Origin of the sequence: Streptomyces aquilus (assembly GCF_003955715.1) — a bacterium.
Taxonomy (GTDB): domain Bacteria; phylum Actinomycetota; class Actinomycetes; order Streptomycetales; family Streptomycetaceae; genus Streptomyces; species Streptomyces aquilus.
Map to the genome: position 1 here is coordinate 10,252,927 of NZ_CP034463.1, position 11,756 is coordinate 10,264,682.

The 11,756-nt window shown below is 71.1% G+C and carries 9 protein-coding genes; 5 read left to right on the forward strand and 4 right to left on the reverse strand.

Features of this window, described 5'->3' with window-relative positions:
- Positions 1-11: 11 nt before the first annotated feature.
- From EJC51_RS46855 to EJC51_RS48345, 4 genes are read left to right on the forward strand one after another with little or no spacing between them, the layout of a single operon-like run.
- Positions 12-1,388 carry a site-specific integrase gene (locus EJC51_RS46855; protein WP_126276694.1) on the forward strand — a complete coding sequence of 459 codons (1,377 nt, stop codon included), beginning with the start codon at positions 12-14 and terminating at the stop codon, positions 1,386-1,388.
- On the forward strand, positions 1,385-2,725 hold the full coding sequence (locus EJC51_RS46860; RefSeq protein WP_126276695.1) for a hypothetical protein: 1,341 nt from the start codon (positions 1,385-1,387) through the stop codon (positions 2,723-2,725). The genes EJC51_RS46855 and EJC51_RS46860 overlap by 4 nt, the downstream gene beginning before the upstream one ends.
- Positions 2,722-4,908 carry an integrase gene (locus EJC51_RS46865; protein ID WP_126276696.1) on the forward strand — a complete coding sequence of 729 codons (2,187 nt, stop codon included), beginning with the start codon at positions 2,722-2,724 and terminating at the stop codon, positions 4,906-4,908. The genes EJC51_RS46860 and EJC51_RS46865 overlap by 4 nt, the downstream gene beginning before the upstream one ends.
- Positions 4,905-5,423, forward strand: coding sequence for a hypothetical protein (locus tag EJC51_RS48345; protein WP_208870797.1), 519 nt, complete (start codon positions 4,905-4,907; stop codon positions 5,421-5,423). Before EJC51_RS46865 ends, EJC51_RS48345 begins: the two co-directional genes overlap by 4 nt.
- A gap of 289 nt (positions 5,424-5,712) precedes the next feature.
- Here the strand turns inward: EJC51_RS48345 and EJC51_RS46875 are convergent, their stop codons facing one another.
- From EJC51_RS46875 to EJC51_RS46890, 4 genes are all read right to left on the reverse strand, one after another.
- Positions 5,713-7,272, reverse strand: coding sequence for an MFS transporter (locus tag EJC51_RS46875; protein ID WP_126276697.1), 1,560 nt, complete (start codon positions 7,270-7,272; stop codon positions 5,713-5,715).
- A 12-nt stretch (positions 7,273-7,284) separates the two neighbouring features.
- The gene (locus EJC51_RS46880) at positions 7,285-8,334 is read right to left on the reverse strand and encodes an amidohydrolase family protein (RefSeq protein ID WP_126276698.1); all 1,050 of its coding nucleotides are present in this window, start codon (positions 8,332-8,334) and stop codon (positions 7,285-7,287) included.
- Positions 8,335-8,581: 247 nt separating this feature from the next.
- On the reverse strand, positions 8,582-9,373 hold the full coding sequence (locus EJC51_RS46885) for a 2-keto-4-pentenoate hydratase (protein ID WP_126276699.1): 792 nt from the start codon (positions 9,371-9,373) through the stop codon (positions 8,582-8,584).
- On the reverse strand, positions 9,370-10,002 hold the full coding sequence (locus EJC51_RS46890; protein ID WP_126276700.1) for a TetR/AcrR family transcriptional regulator: 633 nt from the start codon (positions 10,000-10,002) through the stop codon (positions 9,370-9,372). Before EJC51_RS46890 ends, EJC51_RS46885 begins: the two co-directional genes overlap by 4 nt.
- Positions 10,003-10,142: 140 nt before the next feature.
- On the opposite strand from EJC51_RS46890, the gene EJC51_RS46895 reads away from it, so the two are divergent.
- Positions 10,143-11,750 (forward strand): bifunctional 3-(3-hydroxy-phenyl)propionate/3-hydroxycinnamic acid hydroxylase, encoded by a 1,608-nt coding sequence (locus tag EJC51_RS46895; RefSeq protein WP_126276701.1) that lies wholly within the window; start codon positions 10,143-10,145, stop codon positions 11,748-11,750.
- The last annotated feature ends 6 nt before the right edge of the window (positions 11,751-11,756 follow it).

Consider the following 11,756-nt stretch of genomic DNA (forward strand, 5'->3'; position numbering starts at 1 on the left):
GACAATAGCGAGTGCCGACGACGTGTCAGCGCCAAGGTGAACAGCGCGCCCATGTCCGGCGGTGGCGCGACCCCGGGGACGGCACACTCCAGGCCGCTCATGCACCCAAGCCATCACCAGTCATTCTGAAACCATCAGTAAGTGAGTGCCTGCGACGCTCGGCGTTCTCGGCCAAGGCGCAGGGCACGCAGGTCACGTACGCCCCGCTCTACCGGCTGTTCTTCACGTTCCTGTGGCAGCGCGGACTGGACTGGAACGAGGCGTCGGAGGACGACGTTGAGGACTGGGAGGACTGGCGCCGGCGCGGGGCGACGAACCCGGCGCCGGTCGACGGCGGCACCTGGGCGAAGGAGCAGGCCGCGCTGAAGCTGCTGTACGGCATCGCGGCCAAGCGTGGCCTCGTGCCGGCGAATCCGGTGACGTTGGCCTCGCCGACGGACGTGAAGACGTCGGACGTGAAGTGGCTGTCGCCTCGTGCCTTTCGACTGTGGCGCAACGTCGGGCTCGGCGGCATGCTGCCGAGCGGCCTGGAGGACGAGGCGTGGCGCGGCCGTTCGGCCGGCCGGGACATGGCCTACGCCGACCTGATGTACTCCAGCGGCCTGCGGCGCCGCGAGGGAGGCACCCTGCTGCTCTGCGAACTCCCGGCGCTCGGGCGGCGAAACTACTACGCGGGCAGGGTGGGCCAAGGTGTGGCCAAGCGGGCCGGCTACACCTTCTACGTCGGCCATCCGGCGCTCCAGCGCGTCGAGGGCTACCGGATGAGCACGCGCGCCCTGGCGGTGGCCCGCGCGCGACGGCACGGCGTCTACGACCGGCTGCCCGACCTGCGCATCATCCAGTCGGTCAGCCGGGCGGGCCGCGTGCGGTGGAGAAGCCGGGACGGTCGTGCGGGGGAGAGCGCGCTCGGGAGGCTGACGGCGGCCGAGCGAATGCTGCTGTTCGTCGAGGGCGAGGACGGCCTGGAGCCGGCGATGCTGTGGCTGACCGAGAGCGGGCTGCCGCTGCGGTACACGAGCTGGACGAAGGTCTTCGAGCGGGCGAGCGACCGGTGCGCCGCCGCGGGGCTCGAGGTCTTCGCGACGCCGAAGATGCTGCGGCACTCCATGGCCCTGCGGACCCTGATCGCGCTGCACAACGCGCTGGACCGCCGGCTCGGGCTGACACCTGCCGAGCGCCTGCACTACGAGGAGGTGTACGGGCAGGTCTGGCTGATGGTCAAGGACATGCTCGGGCACCGCAGTGACCAGGTGACGCGGGACGTCTACCTGGAGCCGGTGCGCGGGCTGCAGCTGGAGTCGCTGCTCGGCGACGACCACAACCCGGTGAACGCAGAGAAGATCGCGGAGCTGGCGGCGCGCACGGGCCTGATCCTGGACGCGGCGTGAGCGGGCGCGGGCGCCGGGCGGCGCTGCCGCCGACGGACTACCGCAAGGCACCGGTGCTGGACGCGGACGGCCTGGTGATCCGCCCGGTCAGCGGCGCCGGGAAACCGCTGGGCGTGTGGGACTTCCGCGACAGCCCCGGCCCCGTCGACTTCCGGCGGGCGCTGGTGGCCGCCCTGGCCGCGCAGGGCCGGGGCTGGGGCAGCCAGGACACCTACCAGACGAACACCAGCACGCTGAAGCTGCTGTTCAAGCACGCGGCGGCGGCCGAACCGCCCGTCACCGCGACCGAGCACATCACGGTGGAGTGGTGGAAGCAGTGGAGCGGCGACATCCACGTCCGCCGGGTCCTGGCCGCGGTCGTCCGGCGGGCGCCCGGGGTGCCGGAGGCGACCCGCGTGTTCATGGAGACGCCGCGGCGCCGCCCGCCGGCCCGGCGCGGACGGCGCCGACACGCGAGCAACACGCTCGTCGACGTCGGCGAGGGCTCCAGCGGCCGCGCCCTGCGTCACGTGCTGGAGCTGACCGCACAGGCCCGCACCACCCTGGAAGCGCTGGGCCGGCCCGCGACGAAGCTGCTGGTCGGCCACCGCGGCCTGGGCGGAGCCGAGAATCTCCGCGACCACGAGGTCGGCAAGGCCCTGGAGGGCGCGATCCGGCTCTGGCAGCAGCAGGTTCGCGCAGGCGGCGTAGACCTGCCCGCCCGGGTACACGCCCAGGCGCTGCGCCACAGCGCGCAGGCGCACCACGGCCGGGCCCGCAACAACACCCAGGACACCCACGAGCGGGACTACCAGCTTCAGGACGAGGACGTCCGCGCCGCCTCGCGCGGCGCGGTGGAACTTGGGCTGGCCCAGGCTCTGGCCTCCGCCCGGCAGACGGTCGCCATGCGCCTGGTCGAGGAGGTCGACGCCGTCGGCGAGGTGAGCCCCGAGCCCGTGGCCCAGGAGGCCGGGATCGACGTGGAGGTGGCCCGCCGGATTGTGGCCGGTCGGCTGCGCACCCCGGTCGCCTCGTGCGCGGACTTCCTCAACTCCGACCACAGCACGGCCGGGATGCCGTGCGCGGTGTCGTTCCTGCTGTGCTTCTCCTGCCGCAACGCGGTGGCCACCGGCCGCGACCTGCCCCGCATCGCCTACCTGCACCAGGCGCTGGAGTCCCTGCGCTCGGCCGTGACACCGGCGGTGTGGGCCGCGGACTGGGCGACGCACCACGCGCGGATCGGCGACTTCCTGACCACCTACACCACCACCGACGCGCGGCCCCAGCTGTTCGCCGCGGTCGCCGACAGCGAGCGGGAGCTGATCCACGCGATGCTGGAGAGGAGGCTGGACCCGTGAACGCGTCCTCGCCCCTGCCCGCCGGCCCGGAGGTCGTCGACCCAGCCCCGGACGCATTCGTCCTGCCGTTCAACCGGCTGCGGCCCGGCTTCGACCCCGGGCAGCTGCCGCGCTTTCGCGATCTGGCCTGGCGCCTGGCGTTGATCAGCCCCAGGGAGTCGAACCGCTCGCTGGTCATCGACTGGAGCCGCTGCCCCGCCGGGCTGCGGCCCGGCATCATGCGCGCGGCGTTCGCCGAGCTGAATATCCCGACCCCGGCGGTGCTGCTCCAGCAGCGCGCCTCGCGCTCCACCACCCAACCGGGCACCCTGCGCCACAACTTTCAGATCTGGATCCGTTTCGCCACCTGGCTCGGCGGCCGCGGCATCACCGAGCTCTCCCGGGTCACCGCCGGCGACCTGGAGGCGTACGCCGAGCACCTGCGCCCGCTCGGCCGCCAGTGGCGCACCGACGCCAAGGCCCTGGGGGTGATCTCGCGGCTGTGGGCCTACGCCCCCTACCTGCCCGAGCACGACCGGCTGGTCATGCCTCCCTGGGAGGACCCGGCCGCAGTCATGTCCGACTTCCTCGGCGCCAACGACGACACCCCGGGCGGCGAGAACGCCGTCGCGATCGTGCACCCGGCCGTCATGGCCCCGCTGCTGGTGTGGGCGCTGCGCATGGTCCTGGATCTGTCCCCGGACATCCTGGCCGCCGCCCGCGAGCACCGCCGGCTGCTCGCCGCGATCCCCGACCGCGCCCCGCGCGGCGGCACCGAGACCGCGGTGGCCCACCTGCGCGGCCTGCTCGCGGCCGGGCAGCAGCTGCCCTCCAGCGGCGCGCCCGGCGCCACCGCCGTGCGCGCCCGCTTCGGCGGGCCGCTGCCGCCGATGGCCAACACCTTCCTGGCTGGCACCCTCGGCGTCACCACCTCCCAAGTCGCCCGCGCCCGCGGCCTCCTGACCGACGAGCTCACCCCGACCGACTTCGGCCCCGCCCCGCTCCTCGACGTTCCGCTCACCGCCCGGATCGGCGCCGCCCCGTGGCGAGCGGCGATCGGCTTCGACGACGTGGACGTGCTGATGCTGCACCTGTCCACTGCCGCCCTGATCTGCTGCGCCTACCTCTCCGGCATGCGGCCCGAGGAGGTCCTGGCCCTGCGCCGCGGCTGCTGCACCCGCGTGGAGCGCGACGACGGCACCGTACGGTTCGAGATCCGCGGCCGGCACTTCAAAGGGGTGCTGGACGAGGACGGCAACACGATCGGCGAAGGCGAAGTGCGAGCCGACCCGTGGATCGTGCTGGAGCCCGTCGCGCGCGCCATCGCCGTCGTCGAGGAACTCGAAGACGGCGAACAGCTCTTCACCCGCACCCTCTACCGGTACGCCAAGGGCACCTGCATGCCCCGCACCGGCCTGTCCCCCGACACCGCCGTGGAACGGATCCGCGCCTTCACCGCCTGGGCCAACCAGCTCGCCGCCGCCCACGATCGGCCCCACGAGCTGATCCCGCCCGACCCCGACGGCGCCGTCGCCCTGCGCCGCTTCCGCCGCACCATCGCCTGGTTCGTTTACCGCCAGCCCGGCGGCCGGATTGCGCTGGCGGTGCAGTACGGCCACGCGGCCACCGCCATGTCGGAGTCCTACGCCGGCCGCTCGAAGGCCGACATGCTCGAGGTCCTGGACCAGGAGAAGGGCCTGGCCCTGGCCGAGACCCTCACCGAGGCCGGCGAACGCCTCGCCGCCGGCGAGAAAGTCAGCGGCCCGGCCGCCGACCGCTACCGCGCCGCGGCCACCGAGTTCTCCGACCGCTACGCCGGGACCTACCTGGGACGACGCGAACTGCGCGCACTGGTCGCCAACCCCCGCCTCCAGGTCTATGAAGACCCGAAGGCGTTCCTGACCTGCAACCACGACGCATTCACCGCGCTGTGCAACCCCGACCGCGACCGGGCGCGCAACGGCGGCCGCAGCACCCCCGACCACTCCCGCTGCCACCCGGCGTGCGCGAACATCAGCCGCACCGACAGCCAGATCACTGCCCTGCGCACCGAGGTCGCCCGGATCGACGCGGACGCCGACGCCGGCCTCAACCCCTACCCCATCGCCGCCCGCGAACAACAACGCAAGGACCACCTCACCGCCATCATCAGCCGCCACGACGCCCAGCAGCCGGCTGACAGCGAACCCACGGAGCGACGATGAATGCCGCGGCCGCGCCCGGCCTGCACGACGGCGCGGCGCTGGCCCAGCTCGTCGGCGAGGCCTTCGCTCACGCCCAGGGCCACGCCGCCACCGAGGACGCCGCGGAGGTCCGGGCCATCACCGATGCCATGGTGCGCCTGCTGATCGGCGCCCCGCTGCACTCCGACGGCAAACTGACCATCGTCTCGCTGGCCGCCGAAGCCGGACTGCGCCGCAACAAGCTCACCCACAAACACACCGGGCTCAAGGACCTTTTCTACGCCCTGGTCAAGGCCCGAGCTCCCCTACCCGAAGGAGTGCCCGAGTCCCTGCGGGCCCGCGCGGCCAAGCAGCAGCAGGACCTGGCCCGAGTCCGCGCTGAACGCGACGATCTGCGTATCCAGGCCCAGCTGATGGCCCGCATCATCCAGGTACTGGAGATCGAGAACAGCAAGCTCAAAGAGACCAACACGGCCCTGCAGCGACAGGTGGCCGCCCATGCTTCGGTTCCCGACCTCACCCGACGACGCCGATGAAGGCCGCTGCGAGGCCCACCCAGACGTCCGCCGGGCGGCGAAACGCGGCATCATGGGCAAGCGCGGAGAGGCCGGTAGCGGCGTCTGGATGCCATACGGGCCGAGCCCGTTCGATGTCCGCTCGGGGGCTTCTCACTCGCAACAGGCGTTGTCGACCTGCATCCGCTACGGGTCCTGCGCAGTCGAAGGTGACCTACCGGCCCCTGTTCGTGCCGCGTCTTGGGATCGGTAGGGAGAACTGTCCTCACCTCGGCTGCTGGGGACGCGACAAACTGGGGCCTTCCCTCACTTAGTCGGATGTCGGCGGTGTCTTCGGTGCGCGGAGCAGGCACCCGATCGCGGCGGCGAGAACGATGATGCCGACGGCGATGAGTGAAGCGGACAAGCCGTCCATAAAGGCGGACTTGACGCCGTCTGCCAGGGCCGCGCCCCGGGCGCCGAGCTGATCGGCGACATGAAGGCCCGCAGCGGCGGAGTCCCGTGCGGCCTCGGAGGCTTCGGCGGGGAGCTGGTCGACAGAGTCGGGCAGGTTGGAGCGGTAGTGGCTGCCGTAGATCGAGCCCATGAGGGCGATGCCGACGGCCGAGCCGACCTCGCGTGTGGTGTCGTTCATCGCGGAGGCGACTCCCTGCTGGCCGCGGCCGAGTGAGCCGGTGATGGCAGAGGTGCCCACAGCTCCGGACAGGCCGATGCCGAAGCCCGCCAGGATGAGTCCGCCGAGGAAGGGCAGGTATCCGGAGCCGACGTCGAGCTGGGAGATGACGAACAGACCGGCGCTCAGCAGGAGCAGGCCGACGGTCATGGTGACCTTCATCCCGACCCGTCGCACCAGGTGAGGGGTGGCCTGGGAGGTGGGCAGGACGACGACGGCGACGGGAACGAGGGCGGCGGCGGCCTTGAGCGGGCTGTAGCCGAGGATGAGCTGCAGGTACTGCAGGCCGACGAAGAAGAACCCGAAGACGGCCATGAACTGCACAAGGACGGTGATCGCGCCGGCCCGGAAGCCGCGGATGCCGAAGAGAGCGGGATCGAGCAGTGGGTGTTCATGCCGCAGGCCGAGCCAGGCGTAAGCGGCGAAGGCCACCACCGTGACCACGAGGGCGGCGATCACGATGTGTTCCGTCCAGCCCTGCTCGTTGCCTTCGATGATGGCGAAAACGAGGGCGCCGATACCGACGGCCGTGGAGATGGCCCCGGACACGTCGGGCGGGGAGGGGTGCTCGTCTTTGGTGTTGGGCGACAAGAGGAGGGCGGTGACGGCGGCTACGAGGGCGACCGCGGCGCTGGTGATGAAGATCGACCGCCAGGAGAACCACTCCAGCAGGGCCCCTGCGGCGAGCATGCCGATGATGGCCCCGGCGGCGGCGAAGCCGGACCAGGTGGCCACGCCCTTGACGCGCTGCTCGGGCGGAAAGGCAGCGGTGATCGTGGACAGGGTTCCCGGCATGATCATCGCGGCTCCCAGCCCCATGACGACTCGCCAGACGATGAGCGTGGTGGTGGAGTCGGCGAAGGACGCGGCCAGGGAGGCGGCGCCGAAGACGATGGTGCCCGCGATGAGGACGTCGCGGCGGCCGATTCGGTCGCCGATGGCGCCGAGGGGCAGGACGAGAGCGGCCAGGGCGACGGTGTAGCCGTCGGCGATCCAGGTCAGTGCGCCGTTGGTCGCCGACAGGTCGATGGCGAGGTCCGGCAGTGCGAGGTTGAGAGCGGAGACGGAGGCGACCACGAGGACCAGGGACAGGCACATGGCGAAGAGCACGCCGTTGTGGCCGGCCCGGCCGGTCGCGACGGCGTCCTGCCGGTCTTCGGTCTGATCGTCGGACTTGCGGTGGGGGCTGGTGGACATGAGGAACCTGTCTCAGTCGGTGCTGGGCTGCAGGAGCTTGAAGACCAGGCGCGCGGCGGTGCGCTGCGCAGCCTGGCGCAGGCGCACGGGGGCCGGTAGGGCTGGGGGCGGCGTCGGGGAAGTGGCGGCCAGACGGGGAAAGAGTGCTTCGGCGTTGGTGCGGTTGACGGCCTTGAGCGTGTCCGGGGCGACGTTGTCGTCGAGACCGTTCGCGAAGTACTGCCCGGCGGGAGTGGGGGCAAAGGGCCAGTCGCTGCCGAAGAGAACGTGTCCAGGGCGGGCGAAGGCGAGCAGGGTGGGCAGGGCAGCGGGGCTGGAGGACAGGGCGGTGTCGAAGTAGAAGGAGCGGAAGTCGTCCAGTACGTCGAGTGGGCTGCGCGCGGTGTCGTTGGCGATGGTGAGGGCCATGCGGTGTGATGAGTAGGGAACGAAGCCGCCGGCGTGGCTGAGGATGAACCGGATGTCCGGGTAGCGGCGCGGGATGCCGTTGCGGACCAGGAGGTAGGCGGCGCGGGTGGTGTCCAGAAGGAAGTCGGCGGCGAAGGCGGGAATGCCGTCGACCGGGGGTACGGGCAGCTGCGCCGGGTGTACGAAGACCACGGCGCCACGGTCGTTCAGCGTCTGCCACAGCGCGTCCTGATCGTCCTCGCCGAGGTAGGTACCCCGGTTGTTGGCGAGCAGGGTGACGCCGTCAGCGCGCAGGTCATGCAGTGCACGCACGGCCTCGGCGGCGGAGGCATCGGCGTCGGGCATCGGCAGCGTGGCAAAGAAGCCGAAGCGGCCGGCATGGTCGGAGGCCAAGGCCGCGGAGTGGTCGTTGAGGCGTCGGGCCAGGTCGGCGGCCTTGGCGGGGTCGGTGAGGAAGCCGGTGCCGGGTGTGGACACGGAGACGATCGACGTGGTGATGCCCAGCAGGTCCATCAGTCGCAGGGCGGACTCGGGGCGCCAGTCGGGCAGAGCCCGGCCGCCGGCGTCGGCGATGCCGGCCGTGGCGAGCTCGTCGCGGTAAAAGGCGGGCACTACGTGCTGATGTACGTCGATGCGATGTGCCGAAGGGGACATGAAGCGGCCTTTCATGCGGTCTACGGGGTGCGGTGGGGGAGTCGCATCATCCCGGCCGTCGTCCGTGCACTGTCGGCCCACCCGACGAGGCTAGGAGTGCCGGTGCCTGGGGGTGCGAAGAAGTCCGGCGTGGCGGTGGGGGAGGGCCGTTGGGAGAGCGGCAGAGAAGGTCGGGGCGGGCCGGGTAGGTAACGGAGTCGCGAGTGTGGCTGAGTGATGTCATGTGCGGATGGAGGGCGGGCTGTCGTCAGATGAAAGACACCGACACTGAGCCGAGGGCCCCGAAACGCGCCTCCGCCTTCTGACCGGTGCCGATGAAGGGAGCGGTGGTCATGGCGCCGGGCAGGATGACGTGTCCGGCGTCCAGTTCCATGCCGAAATCGGCGAGGGCGTTGGCCAGCCAGGCGACTGCGGTGGCCGGGTGACCCAGGACCTCCTTGCCGCTGCCGAACGCCACCTGGCTTCCGTCGACGAGCAGATCCACGCTGACCGCCGCGAGGTCGGGTGTGTAGTCCATCGGGGTCCAGGAGCCGCACACCAGTCCCGCAGAGCTGGCGTTGTCCGCGACGGTGTCGACCAGTGTGATCCGCCAGTCGCGGATGCGGCTGTCGACGATCTCCAGCGCGGGCGCGATCGCCCCGGTGGCGGCCAGTACGTCAGCGGTGGTCACGCCGGGCCCGCGCAGTGGCCGGGCGAGGCGGAAGCAGATCTCGGGTTCGACGCGTGGGGCGCAGTACCGGGCGGCGCGTACCGTGCCGCCGTCGCGGTGGACCATGTCGTCCAGCAGATGTCCGAAGTCCGGCTCGTGCACGCCGAGGAGTTGCCGCACCGGGGCTGAGGTGAGACCGACCTTGTGGCCGATCACTGTGGCTTTGGCGGCCAGGCGGCGGGCGATGTTGTCCTGCTGGACGGCGTAGGCGTCGGCGAGATCGAGATCGGGCCACGTGGTAGAGAGCGGTTCGATCGGTGCCGTGCGGCGTTCGGCCTCGCGTAGCAGCTGGGCGGCTTCCACGCGGCGCCGGGCAGCTGCCGGCGTCATGCCTTGTTCCTCGCCGCCATGCGTGTCGCCGCCTCGTAGACCAGCTGGGCGTGCAATTCGAGCATCGCCACCAGGTCGACAGCGTCACCGTTGATCTCCCGCTGGACGAACAGCCCGTCGGCGCCCGCGACGGCGTAGGTCGTCAGGATCTGAACGGACTCCTCGTCGAGGCCCGGAACCAGCGCTTCGGCCATCTCGGCGATCTTCGCGCACGCGATGTCGCGGACTTGGAGGAACACCGTGCGGCCGCGCGGTTCGGCGGGGCGCCGCTCCAGCGCGAGCATCAGCCCCAGACGGAGGAAGTCGGGGGCGTCGATCAGTGACTTCGCCACGTTCCCCGCCATGGCGGTGACCCGCTCCAGTGGAGTGCCCGTCTCCTCGCCCGGGAGTTCGACCGCGGCCAGCCAGGTGTCGAAGCTGCGCTCGATGACAGCGGCGATCAGGTCGTCCTTGTCCTTGAAGTGCCAGTAGATCGAGCTGGCGGGCAGCCCGCACGCGGCGCTGACGGCGGCGATCGACGTGCCCTCGTATCCCCGCTCGCCGGCGATCTCCACGGCGGCGTCGAGGATGCGCTGTCGCGACTCCACTCCGTTCGCGCGCTTCTTGCGCGTCGTCTGCGGCTTCGTCATGGCAGGTGCTCCTCCTCTTGGTGCGCTTCGCGCCGGCCGCTTGACCGTCCCCGGCGACAAGCCTACCGTAGCACTCGTTCCAATTGGAGTGAACGCTACATCAACAGCCGTGCGGGCGAGATCGACAGTGAGGTGGCCTGATGAGTGAGACCGGGGCCGGAACAGAAACCGAGGACAGCGCCTATGACGTGGCGGTGATCGGTTACGGGCCCACGGGCGTGACCGCGGCGAACCTGCTGGGGGCAATGGGGCTGCGTGTTGTCGTCCTGGAGCGGGACGCCGAGATCTTCACCCGTGCCCGGGCCATCTCCACCGACGAGGAGGTCGTCCGCATCTGGCAGCGGATCGGCCTGGCCGAGCGGCTCAAGCAGGACATGCTGACCGAGCGGGAGGTGGACTTCGTTGACGCTAATGGCCGTACGTTTCTCAGCGCGCACCCCACCCCGCGCGGGCACGGTCACCCGCCGCAGATGTTCATCTACCAGCCCGCGCTGGAGCAGGTCCTGCGTGACGGAGTAGGCCGCTATCCGAACGTGAAGATCTTGTTGCGCCACGAGTGTCTGCGCCTGCGCCAGGACGCCGACGGCGTGGAGCTGACGGTCGTCGGCACGGCCGACGACTCCGTCCACCGGCTGCGCGCTTCCTACGTCATCGCGGCCGACGGCGGCTCCAGCCTCACCCGTGCCCAGCTGAACATCGGCTATGAGGGAAAGACGTACGAGGACCGCTGGGTGGTGATCGATACGAAGATGCTCAAGCCCTGGCCGGACCACGACAAGTTGCGCTTCCACTGCGACCCGGCCCGCCCGGCAGTGGACTGCCCGACCCCGCTCGGCCACCACCGGTGGGAGTTCCCCATCCTGCCCGGCGACGACGAGAAGCAGCTGACCACCGAGGAGGCCGTGTACCAGCTGGTGGCCCGGTACGGCATCTCCCGCGACAGCATCGAAGTCCTGCGCGCCACCGTCTACAGCCACCATGTGCGCTTCGCCACCCGCTTCCGCATGGGCCGGGTCTTCCTCGCTGGCGACGCCGCCCACGCCATGCCGCCGTGGATCGGCCAGGGCATGGCCGCCGGCGTGCGCGACGTGGCCAACCTCTGCTGGAAACTCGACGCCGTGCTGCGCGGCGAACTGCCCGAGACGGTCCTCGACAGCTACGAGGCCGAGCGCAAGCCGCACGTCAAGGAAGTCACGAAGCGGGCGGTGTTCGTCGGCGGGATCATCACTGAGCGCCGTCTGCCGGTCGCCCGCGTCCGCAACGGCGCCCTGCGCGCCCTGGACCGCATACCGGGTTTCGGCGATTGGATGCAGGACTCGAATTGGATCCCCGTCGCCCGCTACGAAGCTGGCCTGCAGGCCCGCCCTCGCACCAAGGCGACCGGCCACCAGATTCCCCAGCCCTGGGTCACGGGCCCCGACGGCACCCGTGTCCGACTCGACGACGCGCTCGGCGGCCGATGGATCCTTCTGCACGCGGGCACCGCCATCCCTCAGCCCGCCTGGAACCTCGTTGGCGTTCCTTCCCTGACCATCACACTTACCGGCTCCCGGCCGACCGAGGGCACCCTCGTCGATAACGACGGCGTCCTGCTGCCCTGGATGACCCGGCACGGCGCGGCCACGCTCGCCCTGCGTCCCGACGCCTATGTCTACGCGGCGACCCCCGGGGGCGCCCCGCTTCCGCCGCCGCCCCGCGGCTTCACTCCGTCCACGACTCCCCGCCCTACCGCGTCCACCGCCCAGTGAGGACAC

Excerpts from the sequence above, each read along its gene's own strand:
- EJC51_RS46880 (WP_126276698.1), bottom strand. The coding sequence starts at position 8,334 with ATGTCCCCTTCGGCACATCGCATCGACGTACATCAGCACGTAGTGCCC.
- EJC51_RS46885 (WP_126276699.1), bottom strand. The coding sequence starts at position 9,373 with ATGACGCCGGCAGCTGCCCGGCGCCGCGTGGAAGCCGCCCAGCTGCTA.
- EJC51_RS46890 (WP_126276700.1), bottom strand. The coding sequence starts at position 10,002 with ATGACGAAGCCGCAGACGACGCGCAAGAAGCGCGCGAACGGAGTGGAG.
- EJC51_RS48345 (WP_208870797.1), top strand. The coding sequence starts at position 4,905 with ATGAATGCCGCGGCCGCGCCCGGCCTGCACGACGGCGCGGCGCTGGCC.
- EJC51_RS46895 (WP_126276701.1), top strand. The coding sequence starts at position 10,143 with ATGAGTGAGACCGGGGCCGGAACAGAAACCGAGGACAGCGCCTATGAC.
- EJC51_RS46875 (WP_126276697.1), bottom strand. The coding sequence starts at position 7,272 with ATGTCCACCAGCCCCCACCGCAAGTCCGACGATCAGACCGAAGACCGG.